General features: G+C 60.9%; 17 protein-coding genes. 8 read left to right on the top strand and 9 right to left on the bottom strand.

What is annotated here, in order from left to right:
• Positions 1–250: 250 nt before the first annotated feature.
• The 4 genes from ccoP to ccoN are packed head-to-tail and all read right to left on the bottom strand — an operon-like array spanning position 251 to position 3,442.
• The gene (gene ccoP, locus E4P00_RS07790; protein WP_078822028.1) at positions 251–1,198 is read right to left on the bottom strand and encodes a cytochrome-c oxidase, cbb3-type subunit III; all 948 of its coding nucleotides are present in this window, start codon (positions 1,196–1,198) and stop codon (positions 251–253) included.
• On the bottom strand, positions 1,195–1,395 hold the full coding sequence (locus E4P00_RS07785; RefSeq protein ID WP_032879966.1) for a CcoQ/FixQ family Cbb3-type cytochrome c oxidase assembly chaperone: 201 nt from the start codon (positions 1,393–1,395) through the stop codon (positions 1,195–1,197). Before E4P00_RS07785 ends, ccoP begins: the two co-directional genes overlap by 4 nt.
• A gap of 3 nt (positions 1,396–1,398) precedes the next feature.
• Positions 1,399–2,007, bottom strand: a complete 609-nt coding sequence (ccoO, locus tag E4P00_RS07780; RefSeq protein WP_003193159.1) for a cytochrome-c oxidase, cbb3-type subunit II — start codon at positions 2,005–2,007, stop codon at positions 1,399–1,401.
• A gap of 10 nt (positions 2,008–2,017) precedes the next feature.
• On the bottom strand, positions 2,018–3,442 hold the full coding sequence (ccoN, locus tag E4P00_RS07775) for a cytochrome-c oxidase, cbb3-type subunit I (RefSeq protein WP_005790268.1): 1,425 nt from the start codon (positions 3,440–3,442) through the stop codon (positions 2,018–2,020).
• Between the two features lie 79 nt (positions 3,443–3,521).
• On the opposite strand from ccoN, the gene E4P00_RS07770 reads away from it, so the two are divergent.
• Positions 3,522–4,214 (top strand): alpha/beta family hydrolase, encoded by a 693-nt coding sequence (locus tag E4P00_RS07770; RefSeq protein WP_248131086.1) that lies wholly within the window; start codon positions 3,522–3,524, stop codon positions 4,212–4,214.
• 102 nt (positions 4,215–4,316) lie between these two features.
• Here E4P00_RS07770 and E4P00_RS07765 read toward each other — a convergent pair whose 3' ends face one another.
• Both E4P00_RS07765 and E4P00_RS07760 read right to left on the bottom strand, forming a co-directional pair.
• Positions 4,317–5,882 (bottom strand): PAS domain-containing methyl-accepting chemotaxis protein, encoded by a 1,566-nt coding sequence (locus tag E4P00_RS07765; RefSeq protein ID WP_032879969.1) that lies wholly within the window; start codon positions 5,880–5,882, stop codon positions 4,317–4,319.
• A gap of 151 nt (positions 5,883–6,033) precedes the next feature.
• Positions 6,034–6,825, bottom strand: coding sequence for a CPBP family intramembrane glutamic endopeptidase (locus E4P00_RS07760; RefSeq protein WP_078822027.1), 792 nt, complete (start codon positions 6,823–6,825; stop codon positions 6,034–6,036).
• Positions 6,826–7,246: 421 nt separating this feature from the next.
• On the opposite strand from E4P00_RS07760, the gene E4P00_RS07755 reads away from it, so the two are divergent.
• Positions 7,247–8,107, top strand: coding sequence for a DMT family transporter (locus tag E4P00_RS07755; RefSeq protein ID WP_228308819.1), 861 nt, complete (start codon positions 7,247–7,249; stop codon positions 8,105–8,107).
• An 88-nt stretch (positions 8,108–8,195) separates the two neighbouring features.
• On the opposite strand, the gene E4P00_RS07750 is transcribed toward E4P00_RS07755, so the two are convergent.
• Positions 8,196–9,080: a DMT family transporter gene (locus E4P00_RS07750; protein ID WP_248131084.1), complete on the bottom strand. Its 885-nt coding sequence runs from the start codon at positions 9,078–9,080 to the stop codon at positions 8,196–8,198.
• 153 nt (positions 9,081–9,233) lie between these two features.
• Between E4P00_RS07750 and aceK the strand changes: the two genes are divergently transcribed.
• The 5 genes from aceK to E4P00_RS07725 all read left to right on the top strand — a co-directional run bounded on the left by aceK (position 9,234) and on the right by E4P00_RS07725 (position 17,372).
• Complete coding sequence (gene aceK, locus E4P00_RS07745) at positions 9,234–10,943, top strand: bifunctional isocitrate dehydrogenase kinase/phosphatase (RefSeq protein ID WP_078822025.1); 1,710 nt, start codon at positions 9,234–9,236, stop codon at positions 10,941–10,943.
• A gap of 178 nt (positions 10,944–11,121) precedes the next feature.
• Positions 11,122–15,033, top strand: coding sequence for an ATP-dependent RNA helicase HrpA (hrpA, locus tag E4P00_RS07740; protein ID WP_248131082.1), 3,912 nt, complete (start codon positions 11,122–11,124; stop codon positions 15,031–15,033).
• A 252-nt stretch (positions 15,034–15,285) separates the two neighbouring features.
• Entirely contained in the window at positions 15,286–16,407 is a 1,122-nt protein-coding gene (locus E4P00_RS07735; protein ID WP_005790250.1) for a beta-ketoacyl-ACP synthase III, read from the top strand.
• Positions 16,408–16,530: 123 nt separating this feature from the next.
• The gene (locus E4P00_RS07730; protein ID WP_005790248.1) at positions 16,531–17,145 is read left to right on the top strand and encodes an RNA polymerase sigma factor; all 615 of its coding nucleotides are present in this window, start codon (positions 16,531–16,533) and stop codon (positions 17,143–17,145) included.
• Positions 17,139–17,372 (top strand): zf-HC2 domain-containing protein, encoded by a 234-nt coding sequence (locus E4P00_RS07725; RefSeq protein ID WP_032879977.1) that lies wholly within the window; start codon positions 17,139–17,141, stop codon positions 17,370–17,372. The genes E4P00_RS07730 and E4P00_RS07725 overlap by 7 nt, the downstream gene beginning before the upstream one ends.
• 35 nt (positions 17,373–17,407) lie before the next feature.
• On the opposite strand, the gene E4P00_RS07720 is transcribed toward E4P00_RS07725, so the two are convergent.
• Entirely contained in the window at positions 17,408–18,730 is a 1,323-nt protein-coding gene (locus E4P00_RS07720; protein ID WP_005790244.1) for a putative porin, read from the bottom strand.
• A 284-nt stretch (positions 18,731–19,014) separates the two neighbouring features.
• On the opposite strand from E4P00_RS07720, the gene E4P00_RS07715 reads away from it, so the two are divergent.
• Positions 19,015–20,148 carry a GNAT family N-acetyltransferase gene (locus tag E4P00_RS07715; protein WP_216091932.1) on the top strand — a complete coding sequence of 378 codons (1,134 nt, stop codon included), beginning with the start codon at positions 19,015–19,017 and terminating at the stop codon, positions 20,146–20,148.
• A gap of 118 nt (positions 20,149–20,266) precedes the next feature.
• Here E4P00_RS07715 and aqpZ read toward each other — a convergent pair whose 3' ends face one another.
• Positions 20,267–20,968 carry an aquaporin Z gene (gene aqpZ / locus E4P00_RS07710; protein ID WP_005790241.1) on the bottom strand — a complete coding sequence of 234 codons (702 nt, stop codon included), beginning with the start codon at positions 20,966–20,968 and terminating at the stop codon, positions 20,267–20,269.
• Between the last annotated feature and the right edge of the window lie 154 nt (positions 20,969–21,122).

The following is a 21,122-nucleotide window of genomic DNA, read 5'->3' as shown; positions in this document are numbered from 1 at the left end:
ATCAAGTGGACAGGAATTTTAGGGGGCGCAACGGATACCGTCGCCTACGCCAGAATTGCTCCACTGTGGGAACAAGCGTAGACCCGAATGGGAGGGGGGGAAAGTTGGGTGTTGCGAGGGTGCGACACTTGGTCGCGACTTATGCCTGTGGCGAGGGAGCTTGCTCCCGCTGGGCTTCGCAGCGGCCCCAAAATCTTGGGAGCGCTTCGCACTCCAGCGGGAGCAAGCTCCCTCGCCACAGGTAGAGCTTTTACTGCGGTTGGCTGTCTGGCGTTGCACCATCAGTATTATGGGACAGGCTATACACGTACGCCGCCAGCAGATGCACCTTGTCATTACCCTGCAGCACTTCCTGGGCCGGCATCTGGCCCTGGCGACCATGGCGGATGGTCTGCTGCAACTGCGCCAGGCTGGTGCCGTAGATAAACCCGCTTGGTTCGGTCAGGTTCGGCGCGCCCATGGCTTCCACGCCGTGGCCTTGTGGGCCATGGCAAGCCACGCAGGTGGTGCTGAATGCGGCTTGGCCCGCGGCCAGGTCAGCGGTGTTGTCCGCCGGCAAGGGCAGCTTGGCCAGGTCGTGGCGCACATAGGCGGCGACGTTTTTCACCCCGTCCTCGCCCAGCACTTCACCCCAGGCCGGCATGGCCGCGTGGCGACCGGCCATGATGGTAGCCTTGATCGCTTCGGCCGAACCACCCCAGCGCCAGTTGTTGTCCGCCAGGTTGGGGAAGCCATAGGCGCCCTTGGCATCCGAACCGTGGCACACCGCGCAGTTGGAGGCGAACAGGCGGCCGCCCATCTTCAACGCTTGTGGGTCCTTGGCGACTTCCTCCACGGGCATCGCCGCGAACTTGGCGAAGATCGGCCCGAACCTGGCGTCGGCCTTGGCCATTTCCTTGTCCCATTCCTTGGTCTGGGTCCAGCCATCTTCATAGCCCGGCAGCACGCCTTTCCAGTTGCCCAGGCCCGGGTAGAGGATCAGGTAGCCGACGGCAAACACCAGGGTGCCGGCGAACAACATGAACCACCACTGGGGCAGCGGGTTGTCGTACTCCTCGATACCGTCGAAGGCGTGGCCCATGGTCTGGTCGACGCTGCCCTTGGTTTCGCCCTTGCGGGTGCCGACCAACAGCCAGGTCAGGCCGATCAGGCTGCCGAGGGTCAATACGCAGATCCATGTACTCCAAAAAGTAGTCATGGCCGAGTGCTCCTTGTTACTGGCTCTGCTTGAGCGTCGGTTGGGGAGGGTTCATCGGCAAACGGCAGCATGGTCGCATCGTCAAACTCCGACTTGCGCCGTGGGCTGAACACCCACAGCGACAGGCCGATAAAGGCGATGGCGACCACCAGCGTGCCGAGGCCGCGGATGGTGCCTGCATCGAATTCAAATCCCATGGCTCACCTCTTGCTCTTGATGGCAGTGCCGAGCACTTGCAAGTAGGAAACCAGCGCGTCCATCTCGGTCTTGCCCTTGAGGCTGGCGACCGCGCCGTTGATGTCGTCGTCGGTGTACGGCACGCCGAGGGTGCGCATCACTTTCAATTTGGTCTCGGTGTGGCTGCTGTCCACGGCGGCGGTGACCAACCACGGATAGGCCGGCATTTTCGACTCCGGCACCACGTTGCGCGGGTTGTACAAATGCGCGCGGTGCCAGTCGTCCGAGTAGCGCGCGCCGACGCGGGCCAGGTCCGGCCCGGTGCGCTTGGAGCCCCACAGAAACGGGTGGTCCCACACGCTTTCGCCGGCCACCGAGTAGTGACCGTAGCGCTCGGTCTCGGCGCGGAACGGGCGGATCATCTGCGAGTGGCACTGCACGCAGCCTTCGCGGATGTAGATGTCGCGGCCCTCCAGCTGCAGCGCGGTGTAGGGCTTCATGCCTTCCACCGGCTTGTTGGTCACGTCCTGGAAGAACAGCGGGACGATCTGGGTCAGGCCGCCGATGCTCACGGCGAGCACCATCAGCAGCATCAGCAGGCCGACGTTTTTTTCAATCGTTTCGTGTTTCATCATCGAGTCCTCAGGCCATCTGCGCTGCGGCGCTGATTTCGGCTGGCTGCGCCGAACGCACGGTGCGCCACGTGTTGTAAGCCATCAGCAACATGCCGGTGAGGAAGATCGCACCGCCCACCAGCCGCACGATGAAGCCAGGGTGGCTGGCCACCAGGGTTTCGACGAAGGAGTAGGTCAAGGTGCCGTCTTCGTTGACCGCACGCCACATCAGGCCCTGGGCGATGCCGTTGACCCACATCGAGGCGATGTAGAGCACGGTGCCGATGGTGGCCAGCCAGAAGTGCGCGTTGATCAGGCCGAGGCTGTACATCTGCTCGCGACCGAAGACTTTCGGGATCATGTGGTACAGCGCGCCGATGGAGATCATCGCCACCCAGCCCAGCGCCCCGGCGTGTACGTGGCCGATGGTCCAGTCGGTGTAGTGGGAGAGAGCGTTGACGGTCTTGATCGCCATCATCGGACCTTCGAAGGTCGACATGCCGTAGAAGGCCAGGGACACAACGAGGAAGCGCAGGATCGGGTCGCTGCGCAACTTATGCCAGGCACCCGAGAGGGTCATCATGCCGTTGATCATGCCGCCCCAGCTTGGCGCCAGCAGCACCAGTGACATCACCATGCCCAGGGACTGCGCCCAGTCCGGCAAGGCGGTGTAGTGCAAGTGGTGAGGGCCGGCCCAGATGTACAGGGTGATCAGCGCCCAGAAGTGCACGATCGACAAGCGATAGGAATACACCGGACGCTCGGCCTGCTTGGGTACGAAGTAGTACATCATCCCCAGGAAGCCTGCGGTGAGGAAAAAGCCTACCGCGTTGTGCCCATACCACCATTGCACCATGGCATCCGTCGCACCGCCGTACAGCGAGTAGGACTTGGTCAGGCTGACCGGGATTTCCAGGTTATTGACGATATGCAGGATGGCCACGGTGATGATGAACGCACCGAAGAACCAGTTACCGACGTAGATGTGCTTGGTCTTGCGCTTCATGATCGTGCCGAAGAACACGATGGCATAGGCGACCCAGACGATGGTGATCAGGATATCGATCGGCCATTCCAGCTCGGCGTATTCCTTGGAACTGGTGTAGCCCAGCGGCAGGCTGATTGCGGCCAGCAAAATCACCAGCTGCCAGCCCCAGAAGCAGAACGCGGCCACTTTTGGCGCGAACAGCTGAGTCTGGCAGGTACGTTGTACCGAGTAGAAGGAGCTGGCGAACAGCGCGCAGCCACCGAAGGCGAAAATCACCGCATTGGTGTGCAACGGGCGCAGGCGGCCGAAGCTGGTCCAGGGTAAATCGAAGTTGAGCGCAGGCCAAACCAATTGGGCGGCGAGAAAAACCCCGAGCCCCATGCCGACGATGCCCCACACCACCGTCATAATGGCGAATTGGCGGACCACCTTGTAGTTATAGGCGGTACTTAAAGTAGTGTTCATGGTTCCCCATCCACGGTTCAACCCAAGCAAGTGCGGCACTTGGGCTGGAGTTATAGGCAGACTAAAAAGCGAGGCAAGCATGGGCAAAGAGCACAAGGCCAGTATTGACGGGGATCAATGGGCGCAGTGTGTGCGTGAACGCGGCTGGCTGTGGGATGTCGCCACGGGCACGGCTTCGGGCGAGCCGGTCACGCTGATCCTGGCCCACGGCGCCGGGGCACCGATGGACTCGGCGTTCATGAACGACATGGCGGCACGCCTTGCCGGGCATGGCGTGAGCGTGGTGCGCTTCGAGTTCCCGTACATGGCCCAGCGCCGTATGGATGGCGGCAAGCGCCCGCCGAATCCGGCGCCGAAACTGCTGGAGTGCTGGCGCGAGGTGTATGGCGAGGTGCGACGTCATGTCGCTGGGAAACTGGCAGTTGGCGGCAAGTCCATGGGTGGGCGGATGGCCAGTTTACTGGCCGATGAACTGGGCGCCGATGGGTTGGTGTGCCTGGGCTATCCGTTCTATGCGGTGGGCAAGCCAGAGAAACCCCGGGTGGAGCACTTGGCTGCGCTTACGACGCCAACGTTGATTGTGCAGGGCGAGCGTGATGCCTTGGGCAATCGGGCAGCGGTGCAGGATTATGAGTTGTCAGAGAGTATTGAAGTGATGTGGTTGGTGGCGGGCGATCATGACTTGAAGCCGTTGAAGGCTTCGGGGTTCAGCCATGAGCAGCACTTGGAGGCGGCGGCGGTGCAGGTGGCTGAGTTTCTCAGGGCCTGTTAGGGCCCTATCGGGGGCAAGCCAGCTCCCACATTGGACTGGGTTCACCTATTTCTATCGGTGAATACCGTCCAGTGTGGGAGCTGGCTTGCCTGCGATAGCGGTTTATCGGTTAAAACGCTCCACCAGCGAGTACTGGGTATTGGCGGTATGCGTCAACTCCTCACTCAACTGCGCCGAGTTCATCGCCTGCTCTGAAGTCTGATCTGCCAACAGCGCGATGGTGCTGATATTGCGGCTGATCTCCTCGGCCACGGCGCTTTGCTCTTCGGTAGCAGCGGCAATCTGGGTGGTCATGTCGGTGATATTGGCCACCGCCTCACTGATGCCCACCAACGCCTGATCCGCTTCCATCACCCGCGCTACACCCTCTTCAGCCTGGCGATGCCCGGCGTCCATGGTTTGCACAGCCGCAGCCGCCGTGTGTTGCAGCTTGGCGATCAGGGTATGGATCTGCCCGGTGGATTCGGCCGTACGCTGCGCCAGTTGGCGCACTTCATCGGCGACCACCGCAAATCCACGGCCCATCTCACCGGCACGCGCGGCTTCGATAGCGGCATTGAGCGCCAGCAGGTTGGTCTGGTCGGCGATGCCTTTGATCACATCGACCACGCCGCCGATTTCATCGCTGTCCTTGGCCAGTTGGGTGACGGTCACGCCCGTCTCGCCCACGGCCACCGACAGTCGCTGGATCGCCTCGCGGGTTTCCCCGGCGATATCGCGGCCGCGACCGGTCAGGCGGTTGGCTTCCTGGGTGGCATCGGCGGTGCGCTGCACATGGCTGGCGACTTCCTGGGTGGTCGCGGCCATCTGGTTGACGGCGGTGGCCACCTGTTCGGTTTCCACGCGCTGACGTTCCAGGCCGCTGGAGCTGCTGTGCGCCAGGGTGTTGGACTGCGCCGCTTGGTCGTTGAGGTGCTCGGCGGTGTCCTGCAGACGGGTCAGGCAGGTCTTCAGGCGCGCTTCCTGGCTGAGGATCGACATTTCCAGTCGGGCCTGGGCGCCACGGCTGTCGGTGTACATCTGCGCGATCAACGGATCGGAGGTGGTCTGCTCGGCCAGCCGCAGCAAGCGCTTGAGGCCGCGCTGCTGCCAGCTCAGGCCCAGCAGGCCCAACGGTACCGACAGCGCCGCAGCCAGGGCAAAGCCCCACTGGGAGGTGAGGGTGGCGCCGATCATGAAGCTCAGTTGGCTGACCAGGATAAACGGCAGCCAGTCCTGTAGCACCGGCAGCCATTTGTCGCGCTGGGGGATGGCCGACTTGCCCTGGTTGATGCGTTGATAGAGCGCCTCGGCCCGGCGGATCTGCTCCGCAGTGGGCTTGATGCGCACCGATTCGTAGCCGATCACCTGGTTGCCGTCGAACACCGGAGTCACATAGGCGTTAACCCAGTAATGGTCACCGGTCTTGCAGCGATTCTTGACAATGCCCATCCATGGCAAGCCTTGTTTGAGCGTGGACCACATGTGCGCGAACACGGCCGAGGGCACATCCGGGTGGCGCACCAGGTTGTGCGGGGCACGGATCAGTTCGTCGCGGGTGAACCCACTGATTTCGACAAACGCGTCGTTGCAGTAGGTAATGACACCCTTGGCATCTGTGGTGGAGATCAACCGTTGCTGAGCGGGGAAGGTACGTTCGCGCTGGGTAACGGGTTGGTTATTACGCATGATTGTTCAATCCGCAAGGCTTTCAGGGGGTATCGGCCATGGCGGGCATTTATTTAACTTATTTTTGCAACAATCCTGGGAGCAGTGGGCTGGCTGTGGTGAGGGAGCAAGCTCCCTCGCCACAACAACTCGCTCCTACAGCAAGAAAGGCTCAGCCGGCCAGCATCGGGTAGGTGAACAGCCCGAAGTGCAGCAGATTCAAGCCAAAGTGCGTGGCAATCGCTGCGCCGAGCCCGCCAAAGCGATACGCCAGGCCGTAACCGACCCCGGCAATACTCGCCAGCATTACCCATTGCCAACCCGCACCAAAATGCGCCAGGCCGAATAACAGCGAGGCCAGCAGCAGCGCGAGGTTCTCGCCGTAGGGCAGGTGTTTGAAGCGCTGGCTCAGGCCGCCCTGAACATAGCCACGAAACAGTGCTTCTTCCACCAGCGTCACCAGCAGCAGGTTATTGAGTACCCACAGCCATGCCTGGTCCGGCCATTTGGGGGCCCAACTGATCATCCCCATCAGGGCCGCGCCACCCAGGGCAGCGATGGCGGTCAGGGTCAGTGCCAGGGCGGTGACGCAGATCGACAGGCGCAATGAACGTCGCGCCACAATCCACGGGCAGGCCAGCAACAGCCAGAAGCCGATCAGGGGTTTGTCCTGGTTCAGGTACATCGAGAAGGGCACTGAGTCCGGGGTAAAACGCTGGGGTGCAATACCTCGGCCATTGTAGAAACCCGGCAGCCAGTGCATCGCTAGCCCCAGGGCCAGGACGATAAACAAGCCGTGGCCCAGGTAGCGTGCCCAAGGAGTGCGTTGCTGGCGTACGGCGTAGCCGGCCACCAGCAACAGCGCCACTGACACCGCCGCCAGTATGCCCAGTTGGCCGTAGATCAAGGCCGTGACATAGCCAATGCAAAGTAGTGTGAGGTACAGCCAGGGCAGAGCAATCATGTGAAATCCTTAACAAAAACCGGGCGGCATTATAGCGAGTGGTCTGGTTCGAGGGCATGAAAACGCCTCCACGTACGAGGCAAGGGGGAAAGGATTGCAAAGTATGTTTGCGGCTGGTTATAGTCGTCGCGTCTTTCTCCCTTCAAAAAGATCAGCACATGCCAGCTTCCCAGCGCATAGCGGTAGTCGATTCAGCGGTCAACGCTGTGGTCGTGCCGTGCGGCGCAAAGCAGCCTGCGCAGATCAGTCACTACCCCCCACCTGTCAGTAGCACGCCGGTGTACGCAGTCGTATCACCGCCGGGCGTTGGCATTTCGGGCTGATCAGCTGTTTGCTGTTCCCCTGTGCCTGCCTGAAAAAAACCTACTGAAATTCAGTCCTTACTGAATCGGCTTTTTTGCCTGATAACAGGTGGTAACTCATGTCTGTTCTTTCGAAACAATCCGTGGCCGCGGCGGCCTCGACGAGCTTGTTTGTCTTGCTGTGGAGCAGCGGGGCGATCTTCTCCAAGTTGGGCCTGGCCCATGCTTCGCCCTTTGCCTTTCTGCTGATCCGCTTTGCCATCGCCCTGATGGGGTTGGTGGTGCTGGTGCCGATCCTCAAGTTGAAGCTGCCACGTCCCGGCAAGCCCATGCTGTATGCGGCGGCGACGGGCCTGGTGTTGTTGGGGGCCTACCAGATTTTCTATCTGCTGGCCCTGGACCTCAAAGTCACCCCCGGGGTGATGGCGACCATCATGGGCGTCCAGCCGATCCTCACCGTGGTGCTGATGGAGCGTCAGCGCTCGTTACGCCGGCTGTTCGGCCTGGGGTTGGGCCTGGCCGGGTTGATCATGGTGGTGTACCAGGGCATCGGGCTGGCGGGCATGTCCCTGGCCGGGATGCTGTTCGGGCTGCTGGCGCTGGCGAGCATGACGTTTGGCTCGATCATGCAAAAGCGCATCACCGACAACCCCTTGGGCACGTTGCCGTTGCAATACCTGGCCGGGATGCTGTTGTGTGCGGTGTTCGTGCCGTTCCAGCCCTTCCATTTCGAGCACAGTTGGGGCTTTTACCTGCCGGTGCTGTGGATGGGATTGGTGGTGTCAGTGCTGGCGACGCTGTTGCTGTATCGGCTGATCGCCCGCGGCAACCTGGTGAATGTCACCAGCCTGTTCTACCTGGTGCCGGCGGTGACCGCGGTGATGGACTACCTGATCTTCGGCAATCGCCTGGCGCTGTTAAGCGTGCTGGGAATGGCGTTGATCATCGTCGGCTTGGTGTTTGTATTCCGTAAAAACTAAAACCTATCCCTATAGGAGCAAGCTTGCTGTGGCGAGCAAGCTTGCTTGCGCTGGGGGGCGAAGCACCCCCAGGAGCAGGGGGACGCTCCTATAGTTTTTGCGGGCGCAGCACCAACCACAACGCCCCGGCAATCAGCACCCCGCCATACAGGTGAGCCATGGACAGCGGCTCATCCAGCAGCAACGCCCCCCACAGCACGCCGAACGGCGGAATCATAAAGGTCACGGTCATCGACTTGACCGGGCCAATGGATGACAGCAGGCGGAAGTACAAAATGTAGGCGAACGCCGTACACACCAGCCCCAGGCCCAGCAGCGACGCCCACACCTGCCAGCCGCCCCAGCTTGCCGGTGGATGGCTGATGGCGCTGTAGGCAAAGAGCGGCAAGAGAAACAAGGTAGCGCCGAGCATACTGCCCAAGGCTGACAGACGACTGTCCAACCCGCCGCGCTGATCCAGCCAGCGTCGTGCCAGGAAACCGGCAAACCCGTAGCAGGTGGTTGCCAGCAGGCACGCCAGCGCGCCCATCAACAATTGCAGATCAAAGGCCACCGGCCCCGCGCGCGTGAGCACGGCGACGCCAAACAGCCCCAAGGCAACCCCCGCTATTTTTGACGGTGTCAGACGCTCGCTGAAAAACACCCCGCCAATCAGCACGCCCATCAGCGGCGTGGTGGCGTTGAAAATCGCCGAATAACCCGCCGGCAGTACCTGCGCTGCCACTGAATACATGGTCGCCGGAATTCCGGAGTTGATCACCCCCAACAGCAAAACGGTCTTGAACTTGCCCTGGAAATCCCAGCTCACGCGCAGCATCGCCAGAATCACCAGCAACCCGGCGGCGGCAATCGACACGCGGAAAAACGCAGTCGGCACTGTGCCGATTTCCGGCGCAATGATGCGCATGAACAGGAAACTCGCGCCCCAGATGGCAGCCAGTCCCAGCAAGTAGAGGGTGTCAACAGGTCTCACGGAAAACTCCTACGCCAATCAGGCGGGGAGTGTTGCCCAGTGCTCAGGCCGACACAATCGCTAACTACGACGGCCCCTTAAAAATCCTCCTTCTCCTGCCAGCGTTCACTGGCTAAGCTCTGAGCTTCCCGCTACCCGTTCGAGGTTTCCCGCATGTCGCAGCCCGCCCTCGCTATCGCCCGGATGATCCTCGACGGTTTCGACGATTACCGTGAGCACTTTCGCCAGATCACCGATGGGGCCCGCGAGCGTTTCGAGAAGGCCCAGTGGCAGCAAGGGCAGGCGGCGTCTGCGGCACGCATCAACCTGTATGAAGAGAAAGTTGCCGAGGTCACTGCCCGCCTGCGCGCCGGTTTCGAAGCGAGTGCGTTGCAGGACATCGAGCTGTGGCCCTTGGTGAAAAGCGCGTATATCGGCCTGATCGACCTGCGCTTTGACGATGAGTTGTCCGAGACCTGGTACAACTCGATCTTCTGCGGCCTGTTCAGCCATGACCTGATCAGCGACGGCTGCATGTTCATCCACACCACCCGGCCGAGCCTGCGCCGGGCGCGGGCGGCGCAAACCCGGGTCTACACGCCAGCCGGTAAAATATCAGACATGCTGGCGCAGATTTTCTCTGACTACAGCTTCAGCGAGCCTTACGCCGACCTTCCTGCCGACCTGCGTCGCCTCGAAGCCCAACTGCGGGAAAACCTGCCGGATTGGGTATGCAAGGACCCGGACCTCAAGGTCGAGCTGTTTTCCTCCGTGCTCTACCGCAACAAAGGCGCCTATCTCGTAGGGCGCATTTATACCCGCGACGAACAGTGGCCGTTGGTCATCCCGTTGCTGCACCGCGAAGGGCGCGGCATCCAGATCGATGCGTTGATCACCGACGAAGCCGACGTGTCGATCATCTTCTCGTTCACCCGTTCCTATTTCATGGTCGACGTGCCGGTGCCTGCCGAATTCATCGGTTTTCTCAAGCGCATCCTGCCGGGCAAGCACATTGCCGAGCTGTACACCTCCATTGGTTTCTACAAGCACGGCAAGTCCGAATTCTACCGCGCACTCATCAACCACCTGGCCACCACCGACGATCAGTTCATCATGGCCCCCGGCGTGCGCGGCATGGTCATGAGCGTGTTCACGCTGCCGGGCTTCAACACCGTGTTCAAGATCATCAAGGACCGCTTTTCGCCGTCGAAAAACGTCAACCGTGCCACGGTGATCGAGAAGTACCGGCTGGTTAAGAGTGTCGACCGGGTAGGGCGCATGGCTGACACCCAGGAATTCGCCGACTTCCGTTTCCCCTTGAGCAAGTTCGAGCCCGAGTGCCTGGCCGAGCTGCTGGAAGTCGCGGCCGGCACGGTCGAAGTGGAAGGCGACAGCGTGCTGATCCGCCACTGCTGGACCGAGCGGCGCATGACCCCGCTCAACCTCTACCTCGACAACGCCAACCCCGCCCAGGTGCGCGAAGCCCTGGAAGACTACGGCTTGGCAATCAAGCAATTGGCGGCGGCGAATATCTTCCCCGGCGACATGCTGCTGAAAAACTTCGGCGTCACCCGTCATGGCCGCGTGGTGTTCTACGACTACGATGAAATCTGCTTTCTGACCGAAGCCAACTTCCGCCATATTCCCGCACCGCGCACCCCCGAGGACGAAATGGCCTCAGAGCCCTGGTACTCCATCGGCCCGCTGGACGTATTCCCCGAAGAGTTCCCGCCGTTCCTGTTTGCCGACGCCGGCCAGCGCAAGTTGTTCGACGAGCTGCATGGCGAGCTGTACAACGCCGATTACTGGAAGGGCCTGCAGGACGCGATTCGCGCCGGTAAGGTTATCGACGTATTCCCCTATCGCCGAAAAGACCCGCTATAACGCTTTCTCTTGTGGGAGGGGGCTTGCTCCCGATGACGGTGAATCAGTCAACACCTTCATTGGCTGACCCACCTTCATCGGGAGCAAGCCCCCTCCCACATGTTTGACCTGCCAGATAAGTCGATTTTCTGCCACACTTGCCGGCCGCGCATAACATAGATGACCGTCGAAGTAGCTGATGACTGACCAAGCACCCACCATCGACCAACTGCTCAAAACCCTCGATCACGCCATGCTCGCCGACCGCCACCGCTTGCGCCGGCAGTTGCTTGAGCTGCGCAAGAAACCCGATGAGGACAAGCTGGCGCAGTGGGTGGCGCGGATGCAGGCATCCTGTGCCCAGGTCACGGCGCGGCGCGCCAGCCTGCCGGTAATTCGCTACGACGACAGCCTGCCGATTGCCGCCAAGCGCGATGAGATCAAGGACGCGCTGCTCAAACACCAGGTGTTGATCATTGCCGGCGAGACCGGCTCGGGCAAGACCACCCAGTTGCCGAAAATCTGCCTGGAAATCGGCCGCGGCCAGTACGGCCTGATCGGCCACACCCAGCCGCGCCGGATCGCAGCGCGCAGCGTCGCCAGCCGTGTCGCTGAAGAGCTGGCCACGCCATTGGGCGCCTTGGTCGGCTATCAGGTGCGCTTCGAAGACCAGAGTGATTCCAACACCCTGATCAAACTGATGACCGACGGCATCCTGCTGGCCGAAACCCAGAACGACCGTTATCTTGAACGCTACGACACGATCATCGTCGACGAGGCCCATGAACGCAGCCTGAACATCGACTTCCTGCTCGGCTACCTCAAGACCCTGCTGCCGCGTCGCCCTGACCTGAAAGTCATCATCACCTCGGCGACCATCGACCTGGAGCGCTTTTCCAAGCACTTCGACAATGCGCCGATTGTCGAGGTCTCGGGCCGTACCTTCCCGGTGGACACCTGGTATCGCCCATTGACCCTGGAGCAGGACGAAGAGGGCAATCGCGTCGAGGATGACTTGACCGTCGACCAGGCGATCCTCGCCACCCTCGATGAAATCGCCGCCTATGAGCGCAGCGAGCGACGCAGCCCCGGCGATGTGCTGGTGTTTCTGCCCGGTGAGCGCGAGATTCGTGATGCCGCCGACATGCTGCGCAAGGCCCAGCTCAAGCACACCGAGATTTTGCCGTTGTACGCACGGCTGTCACCGGCCGAGCAACAGCGCATTTTCCAATCCCACCCAGGCCGGCGCGTGGTACTGGCGACCAACGTTGCGGAAACCTCGCTGACGGTGCCGGGCATTCGCTATGTGATCGACAGCGGCACGGCGCGCATCAGCCGCTACAGCTACCGCGCCAAGGTGCAGCGCCTGCCGATCGAGGCGATCTCCCAGGCCAGCGCCAACCAGCGTAAAGGCCGTTGCGGCCGGGTTGAGCCGGGCATTTGCGTGCGCCTGTACAGCGAAGAAGATTTTATCGGGCGCCCGGAATTCACCGACCCGGAAATCCTGCGTACCAACCTCGCCGCCGTGATCCTGCAGATGCTGCACCTGCGCCTGGGCGAAATCACCGATTTCCCGTTTATCGAACCGCCGGATGGCAAGGCGATCAGCGACGGTTTCAACCTGCTGCAGGAACTCTCGGCGGTGGACCGTAACAGCCAGCTCACGCCGTTGGGCCGCCAGCTTGCACGCTTGCCAGTGGACCCGCGCATGGGCCGCATGTTGCTCGAAGCGGCCAAGCTGGGCAGCTTGCAGGAAGTGTTGATCGTGGCCAGCGCCATGTCTATCCAGGACCCGCGCGAGCGGCCACCGGAGCGTCAACAAGCCGCCGACCAGGCCCACGCTCAGTGGAAAGATCCGGATTCGGACTTTGCCGGGCTGGTCAACCTGTGGCGCGGCTTTGAAGAGCAGCGCCAGGAACTGACCGCCAGCCCGCTGCGCAACTGGTGTCGCAAGAACTTCCTCAACTACCTGCGCCTGCGCGAGTGGCGCGACTCCCATCGCCAGTTGAGCCTGATCTGCCGCGACATGCAGCTGAACATCAATAAAGAGCCTGCGGACTTCCCCAAACTGCACAAGGCGGTGCTGTCCGGCCTGCTCAGCCAGATCGGCCAGAAGACCGAAGACGGCGATTACCTCGGTGCGCGGCAGCGGCGTTTCTGGATCCACCCCTCGTCCGGTATCGGCAAGAAGCGCCCGCAATGGCTGATGACTGCCGAGCTGGTGGAAACCACCAAGCTCTATGCGCGCATGGTGGCGAAGATCGACGCCGATTGGATCGAGCCGCTGGCCGGGCACCTGATCAAGAAAAACCACTTCGAACCCCATTGGGAGAAGAAGCGCGGCCAGGTGGTGGCGTTTGAGCAGATCACCCTCTTCGGGTTGATTGTGGTCGGGCGTCGGCCGGTGCATTACGGGCCGATTGACCCGGTGGTGTCTCGCGAGTTGTTTATTCGTGAGGGCCTGGTACGCGGCGAGATTCAATCCCGGGCCAAGTGCCTGGCGGCCAACCAGCTATTGCTGGAGCAGCTCGACGAACTGGAGGCAAAGGCACGCCGCCGCGACATCCTCGCCGACGAAGAAACCCTCTACGCGTTCTACGATGCGCGCCTGCCAGCGGAGATTCACCAGACCGCCACGTTCGACAGCTGGTACAAGGTCAACAGCCAGAAAGACCCGCACCTGCTGATCATGCGCGAAGAAGATGTGCTGGCCCGCGAGGCCAGTGAGGTTACCGCTGCGCATTATCCGGACACCTTGCACCTGGGTGACCTGGCGTTGGCCTTGAGCTACCACTTCGAACCCAACCACCCTCGCGATGGCGTCACCCTGCGTGTACCTGCGCCGTTGCTGCCGGCGTTGCCGGCCGAGCGCCTGGAGTGGCTGGTGCCGGGCGTGATCGAAGCCAAATGCATCGCGTTGGTACGCAACCTGCCCAAGGCATTGCGCAAGAACTTCGTGCCGGTGCCGGACTTCGTCAAGGCGGCGCTGCAACGCATCGAATTCGGCCAGGGCTCGCTGCCCCAGGCGCTGGGGCGCGAGTTGCTGCGCATGACCGGTGCGCGGGTCAGCGATGAAGCCTGGGCCGAAGCGGCGCAGCAGGTAGAAAGCCACCTGAAGATGAACCTGGAAGTGGTCGACGGCCAAGGCAAGTTCCTTGGCGAAGGCCGCGACCTGGCCGAACTGACCGCACGTTTTGCAGAGGCCAGCCAGGCCGCGTTGGCCGTACCGCAAACCGCGAAAAGCCAACAGCCGGTAGAAGCCAAGGTGTTCGCGGCGGTGGCTGAAAAGACCCAGCAAAACATCGCCGGCCTGTCGATGACGGTGTACCCGGCGCTGGTGGAAGAGAACGGCACGGTCAAGGAAGGGCGTTTCTCCACCGCCGCCGAAGCCGAGTTCCAGCATCGCCGCGCGTTGCAGCGCCTGCTGATGCAACAACTGGCGGAACCGGCGAAATTCCTGCGCGGCAAATTGCCGGGCCTGACCGAGCTGGGCTTGATGTACCGCGAACTGGGGCGTATCGACGCGTTGGTGGAAGACATTCTGCTGGCCAGCCTCGACACCTGTGTACTTGAGGGCGAAGACAGCCTGCCGCGTGATGGCGCGGGCCTGGCTGCCCTGGCCGAGCGCAAGCGTGGCGGTTGGACCGAACACGCCGAGCGCCTGGCACGCCTGACCCTGGAGGTGCTGAAACTCTGGCACGGCCTGCAAAAGCGCTTCAAAGGCAAGATCGACCTGGCCCAGGCGGTGGCCTTGAATGATATCAAGCAGCAACTGAGCAACCTGGTGTACCCAGGTTTTGTGCGCGAAACCCCGGCGCAATGGTTCAAGGAGCTGCCGCGCTATCTCAAGGCTATTGAACTGCGCCTGGAAAAACTGCCGAGCCAGGTGCAAAAGGACCGCGTGTGGAGCAGCGAATTGGGCGGCCTGTGGGCTCAATACCAGAACCGCTTGAACAAGCACGCCCAGGAAGGCAAGCGTGACCCACAGTTGGAGCTGTACCGCTGGTGGCTGGAGGAATACCGGGTGTCGTTGTTTGCCCAGCAGTTGGGCACCAAGGTACCGATTTCCGATAAACGCTTGAGCAAGCAGTGGAGCCAGGTAGAGCCCTGAACCTTTCCCGGTTTCCCGATCCGGGCAGGGCCAAATGTGGGAGGGAGCAAGTCGAATCGTCGCACCGCCCCTCCCACATTCAAGGTGTTTGTCTGGCCTATAGCGCCAAATCTCCAGGGTTGTGGCAAACTTCGCGGTTACAAGATTGAATAAAGCGTCGCCAGTTTGATGCCCGCTGGACGGAATCAAACGACTTTAAGTTTGGTACGACGGTACCAATATCTTCTGCCTGACAGATTTAGAGGAACGACCGTGCATAACGTCGTCATCAGCGGCACTGGCCTGTACACCCCGGCCAACAGCATCTCCAACGAAGAGCTGGTGCAGTCTTTCAATGCCTATGTGCAACAGTTCAACGCAGACAACGCCGCCGCCATCGAGCGTGGCGAGGTGCAGGCGCTGACGGAGTCGAGCGCGGCATTCATCGAAAAGGCATCCGGCATCAAGAGCCGTTTTGTGATGGACAAGGACGGCATCCTCGATCCGCAGCGCATGGCGCCACGCCTGCCCGAGCGTAGCAACGACGAATGGTCGGTGCTCTGCCAGATGGCGGTCGGTGCCGCCGAACAAGCCCTGCAACGCGCCGGCAAGACCGCCGCCGACATTGATGGCGTGATCGTTGCCTGTTCCAACCTGCAACGTGCCTACCCGGCGATTGCCATTGAAGTCCAGGAAGCCTTGGGTATCCAGGGCTTCGGTTTTGACATGAACGTGGCGTGTTCTTCGGCCACCTTCGGCATCCAGAACGCGGCCAACAGCATCCAGTTGGGCCAGGCCCGGGCGATCCTGATGGTCAACCCGGAAGTCTGCACCGGCCACCTGAACTTCCGCGATCGCGACAGCCACTTCATCTTCGGTGACGCCGCCACTGCGGTGATCCTGGAACGCGCTGACCTGGCGACGTCCGAGCACCAGTTCGATGTGGTGAGTACAAAGCTGCTGACCAAGTTCTCCAACAACATCCGCAACAATTTCGGCTTCCTCAATCGCACGGCGGAAGAAGGTGTCGGTGCCCCCGACAAGCTGTTCGTGCAGGAAGGCCGCAAGGTGTTTCGCGATGTCTGCCCGATGGTGGCCGAATTGATCGGCGCGCACCTGGCGGAAAATCAGTTGAGTGTGACCGATGTGAAGCGCTTCTGGCTGCACCAGGCCAACCTGAGCATGAACCACCTGATCGTGAAAAAGCTGCTGGGGCGCGACGCGTCGGTGGAAGAAGCGCCAGTGATCCTCGATACTTACGCCAATACCAGCTCGGCCGGCTCGGTGATTGCGTTTCACACTTACCAGGATGACTTGCCCAAGGGCTCGGTTGCCGTACTCAGCTCCTTTGGCGCCGGGTATTCGATTGGCAGTGTGATCCTGCGCAAACGCTGATTGTGTGGGGGCTGGCTTGCGTGCGATGGCATCACTGTGGTGTGACTGATACACCGAGGTATCTGCATCGCAGGCAAGCCAGCTCCCACAGGACCGGGTGTGCACTTTTAAATAGAGGTTTGAATGGCAGCAGCGGACGACGCGCACCTGCTTGAACGCCTGCTCAAGGGTGAGCAGCGGGCCTACAAGGAATTGGTCACCACTTACCAGAGCGCAATGCGGGCGGTGGCCTACGCCATCGTCGGTCAGCGCCACGCCGACGAAATCGTGCAAGACGCCTGGGTTTCGGTCGTACGCAACCTGGCCAGATTCGAAGGGCGATCGAGCCTCAAGACATGGTTATTGACCATTACCGCCAACGCCGCCAAGGGACGTTACAAGCAGAATCGTCGGGAAGTGCTGCTCGACGATTTGCCTTCGCCCCACGGCACCATTGGTGATGATCGCTTCAGCCCGGATGATGGCCATTGGGCCGTCGCCCCGTATGCCTGGCACCAGGACACCCCTGAAGCGCTGCTGACCGAAGATGAACTGCGCAAATGCCTGGAGCATACGATTCTGAGTTTGTCCGAACTGCAAAGCAGCGTGCTGGTGTTGCGTGAACGCCAGGGTCTGGAACTGGAGGAAATCTGTAATCTTCTGAGCCTTTCGCTCTCCAACGTTCGTGTGCTCCTGCATCGAGCACGGCTTAAAGTCTTTGCTACGGTGGAGCATTTTGAGGAGACGGGCGAATGTTGACCTGTAAAGAGCAAGTAGCGCGCTCCAGTGACTATCTGGATGGTCAATTGACCTTCCGTGAACGTCTGATGGTGCGTCATCACTTGATGTTCTGCCCGAACTGCCGACGATTTATCCGGCAGATGCGCCTGTTGCAGGCGACGCTCAAGCGTATGCCGCAGGAGCCGGTGGACGGTGCTGATGCGCTGGCTGAACAGATGGCAGCCGAGCGCCGTAAGGATATGTAAGAGCGAGCTCACCAAGCTCGCTCCTACAGTAACGGTTAGAACTTGGCTTCAGCATCCAGCTGCAGGGTGTTGGTGTTGGCATCCCGCTGGGTACGGCTGGCGTAGTCCGCCTTGGTCAGGAAGTAGGTGGCGCCCAGGGCGAAGTTCTTGTCGATGTCGTAGCTGACCTTCATCTTGTGGCCGCGCGAACCGGTGGTACCGTTGGCGAAGTCCGAATCGGTGAACGCGCCTACGACGGCATTACGCTGAACATCGCGGTAGTTGTAGTCCAGGTTGAAACCGAACACCTTGGACTTGGCACCCAGCAACCACGCGGTGTCCTGGTCGGTCACGGCATCGTTGTTTTTCACGTATTGGCCGTAGAACGACAGTGGCACTGCCAGGCCGCCGATGTCTGCCTGGGCAAAACCTTCGTACAGGCGGAACTCGTTGTTGGCCGAGTTGCCGTTGACCGCCAACGCGCAAGGTGTGGTAGTGGTTGTGCAGCGGCTGTCCTCGTCATTTTTGTAGGCGTAGACGCTGCCGCCCAGGGTCATTTTCAGGTTGTCGGTGACCGAGAAACGCGTACCCAACTGGCCGGACGTCAGGCGCAGGTCGTGGCGGAACTGCACGCCGTCGCCGTCGACGTTGTCCTTGAGGTTGTAGTTACCCAGGCTGCCGAACAGTTCGGCGCTGCTGCCCAGTGGGTATTTGTAGGTGACGGCCAGGCCTTCAGGGTTGATATCGCTATCCCAGATCACGTCGCCCATGTTTACCCAAGGCTGAAGCATCTTGCCGCCGATCACGTGCAGGTTCTTGATCTGGTCCGGGTGGTAGTCGATGTAACCGAGGTCCAGCCAGATCGATTTTTTATCGAAGTAGCCGTCCTGATCCTGGTTGGTAGAACGCGCATCGTCACCACCGCCGGTGGCGATACGGATACCGGTGTCCACCTGCGGGTTGATTTCGGTGTAGGCACCCAGGCGGGCGCGGATACGTTGACGGTCTTTGTCACGCCCACCGTTGTTGGGTTCGCCATCAATCTTGATGGTTTCCTGGCGGAAGCGTACATCACCCTTGAATTGAGTCTTGGCGGCCCAGGCCAGCTTTTGGTCGAAGCTGCTCAGCTCGTTGGTTTTTTTCGCAGTGGCTGCGATCTGCTCGTTGGTCTCTTGCTGAGCTTGGCGTGCGATCTGCTGTTCTTTCTGGTCCTTGGCCAGTTCCGCTTGCAGTTCTGTGTACTGCGACGCGGTGATCTGGCCGTTGGCCTTGAGCATGTCGAGCAATTTAGCGTCGACTGCAGCGCTGGCCGGTACGCTCAGGGCCAGCAACAGGCCGCCACACAGGAGCGCCGCAGTTTTAGTGGAAGCAAGACGCATATCAATCTCCGAAAGTGAGGAGGGATGGCAAACCATCCAGGACACAACCGACCCATGACGGACGGAAAAAATGTCGCCCGGTAGATCCGGACGCTCTAAAAACTGGCGTCAGTATCGCGACCGTTTATGACGGAGTAGTGGCTAAGTGATTTCATGTAGATGACAGCTTGTAACGGGAAGGAACTAACGCTTGGGCGTTCTGTCGGCGCGTTTTGCAGATGTACGCCAGGCTGCGATAAGCGATACTGCCCAGGCTTTCATGCCGCGAAACAATGAGGATGTCGATGCCACTGCAACGCCTGGACAGCCTGTCCGCAATCGCTGCTCACACTTGGGATGCCCTGGTGCCGCAGGCCCAGCCTTTTGTGCGGCATGGGTTTTTGAGCGCGCTGGAAGACAGCGCCAGCCTGGGCCCGCAAACAGGCTGGCAGGCGGAACATCTGCTGCACTGGGAAGGCCCGCGTTTGGTGGCGGCATTACCCAGTTACCGCAAGTGGCACTCTTATGGCGAGTACGTGTTCGACCATGGCTGGGCCGACGCCTGCGAGCGTGCCGGCATTGATTACTACCCGAAGCTGCTGACAGCCGTGCCGTTCAGTCCGGTCAGCGGGCCGCGTTTATTGGCCGCCAGTGCCGAAGACGGCTTTGAGTTGCTCAAAAGTTTGCCGGGTTACCTGGAAATCGAAGGGCTCTCCAGCGCCCATATCAATTTCACCGACGCTTTGGCCGACGACGCCTTGGCCCGGCAGCCCGACTGGATGCAACGCCTGGGCTGCCAGTTTCATTGGCAGAACCGTGGCTATCGCGACTTCCAGGACTTCCTTGATGCCTTGAGTTCACGCAAGCGCAAGCAGATGCGCAAAGAGCGTGAACAAGTGGCCGGGCAGGGCATCGAGTTCGAGTGGCTGCAAGGTCATCAATTGAGCGAGGCCCAATGGGATTTTGTTTATGCCTGCTATGCCAACACCTATGCGGTGCGCCGCCAAGCGCCCTATCTGACGCGGGCGTTTTTCAGCCTGTTGGCCGAACGTATGCCCGAGGCGATCCGCGTGGTGCTGGCCAAGCAAGGCCCGCGTCCGGTGGCCATGGCGTTCAGCTTGATCGGTGGCGACAGCTTCTACGGCCGCTACTGGGGCTGCCTGGGGGAGTTCGACCGGCTGCATTTCGAAACCTGTTTCTACCAGGGCATGGACTACGCCATCGCCCACGGCCTGCAACGCTTCGATGCGGGGGCCCAGGGCGAGCACAAATTGATTCGCGGGTTTGAGCCGGTGATCACGCGGTCCTGGCACTACCTGCGCCATCCGGGGCTCAAGAGTGCCGTGCACGACTTTCTTGAACGTGAACGGGTGGGGATTCTGGCGTATGCCGAAGAGGCGAGGGCGGCTTTGCCTTATCGGCAACCTGACAGCAAGTGAAACACCTTGTAGGAGCGAGCTTGCTCGCGAAGAACGCTTAGGCGAAGCGGGCTGCATCTGGAAGCCTGCGTCATCGTTGACGTTTTTCGCGAGCAAGCTCGCTCCTAGAGGGGTTTGGTCAGGCAGGCTTTTCTGCGCCCAACCATCGGTACGTAATGCCACCGATCACCGCGCCCAGGATCGGCGCAAGCCAGAACAGCCACAACTGTTCGAGCGCCCAGCCGCCGACAATCAACGCGGGCCCCGTGCTGCGGGCCGGGTTGACCGAGGTGTTGGTGACCGGGATCGAGATCAGGTGGATCAGCGTCAGCCCCAGGCCAATGGCGATGGGGGCAAAGCCCGCGGGGGCACGGCGGTCGGTAGCGCCCAGGATGATCAGCACGAACATCGCCGTCATCACCAGTTCACAGACCAATCCTGCTGCCATCGAGTAACCACCGGGTGAGTGTTCTCCATAGCCGTTGGAGGCCAGGCCACTCGCCAGTTCAAAGCCGGGTTTGCCGCTGGCAATAAAGTACAGCAGCGCAGCGGCGATGGTGGCACCGATCACCTGAGACACGATGTAGGCCGGCAACTCTCTGGCCGGAAATCTTCCGCCCACTACCAGCCCCACCGAAACGGCCGGGTTGAGGTGACAGCCGCTGATGTGCCCGATGGCAAACGCCATGGTCAGCACTGTGAGCCCGAAGGCCAGGGCCACGCCGAGCAGGCCGATTCCGACATTGGGGAACGCTGCGGCCAGCACCGCACTCCCGCAACCGCCCAACACCAGCCAAAACGTACCCAGCCCTTCCGTTACGGAACGTTTGAACAGTGACATGAACACTTCCTTAGATTGCTCTATCTGATTAACGGTCTGTGAAGCTTCCCTGCCGCCTAAATCAGGGCCCTCCTGGGGCCTGATTGCAGTACAGCAGGATTGTGTCGCAAGACCAGTTCGATAGAGAAAACTGTCAGAATTGTTCGGAATTGCC

Source organism: Pseudomonas sp. B329 (assembly GCF_023127835.1).
GTDB classification, from domain to species: Bacteria; Pseudomonadota; Gammaproteobacteria; order Pseudomonadales; family Pseudomonadaceae; genus Aquipseudomonas; species Aquipseudomonas synxantha_A.
This window is presented reverse-complemented; position numbering and strand designations above follow the sequence as displayed.

What these genes read in the sequence shown, in the direction of transcription:
- E4P00_RS07765 (WP_032879969.1), bottom strand. Translation starts at nt 5,882, where the DNA reads ATGCGTAATAACCAACCCGTTACCCAGCGCGAACGTACCTTCCCCGCT.
- hrpA (WP_248131082.1), top strand. Translation starts at nt 11,122, where the DNA reads ATGACTGACCAAGCACCCACCATCGACCAACTGCTCAAAACCCTCGAT.
- E4P00_RS07755 (WP_228308819.1), top strand. Translation starts at nt 7,247, where the DNA reads ATGTCTGTTCTTTCGAAACAATCCGTGGCCGCGGCGGCCTCGACGAGC.
- ccoP (WP_078822028.1), bottom strand. Translation starts at nt 1,198, where the DNA reads ATGACTACTTTTTGGAGTACATGGATCTGCGTATTGACCCTCGGCAGC.
- E4P00_RS07725 (WP_032879977.1), top strand. Translation starts at nt 17,139, where the DNA reads ATGTTGACCTGTAAAGAGCAAGTAGCGCGCTCCAGTGACTATCTGGAT.
- E4P00_RS07720 (WP_005790244.1), bottom strand. Translation starts at nt 18,730, where the DNA reads ATGCGTCTTGCTTCCACTAAAACTGCGGCGCTCCTGTGTGGCGGCCTG.
- E4P00_RS07770 (WP_248131086.1), top strand. Translation starts at nt 3,522, where the DNA reads ATGGGCAAAGAGCACAAGGCCAGTATTGACGGGGATCAATGGGCGCAG.
- E4P00_RS07760 (WP_078822027.1), bottom strand. Translation starts at nt 6,825, where the DNA reads ATGATTGCTCTGCCCTGGCTGTACCTCACACTACTTTGCATTGGCTAT.
- ccoN (WP_005790268.1), bottom strand. Translation starts at nt 3,442, where the DNA reads ATGAACACTACTTTAAGTACCGCCTATAACTACAAGGTGGTCCGCCAA.
- E4P00_RS07730 (WP_005790248.1), top strand. Translation starts at nt 16,531, where the DNA reads ATGGCAGCAGCGGACGACGCGCACCTGCTTGAACGCCTGCTCAAGGGT.
- aceK (WP_078822025.1), top strand. Translation starts at nt 9,234, where the DNA reads ATGTCGCAGCCCGCCCTCGCTATCGCCCGGATGATCCTCGACGGTTTC.
- aqpZ (WP_005790241.1), bottom strand. Translation starts at nt 20,968, where the DNA reads ATGTCACTGTTCAAACGTTCCGTAACGGAAGGGCTGGGTACGTTTTGG.
- ccoO (WP_003193159.1), bottom strand. Translation starts at nt 2,007, where the DNA reads ATGAAACACGAAACGATTGAAAAAAACGTCGGCCTGCTGATGCTGCTG.
- E4P00_RS07785 (WP_032879966.1), bottom strand. Translation starts at nt 1,395, where the DNA reads ATGGGATTTGAATTCGATGCAGGCACCATCCGCGGCCTCGGCACGCTG.
- E4P00_RS07715 (WP_216091932.1), top strand. Translation starts at nt 19,015, where the DNA reads ATGCCACTGCAACGCCTGGACAGCCTGTCCGCAATCGCTGCTCACACT.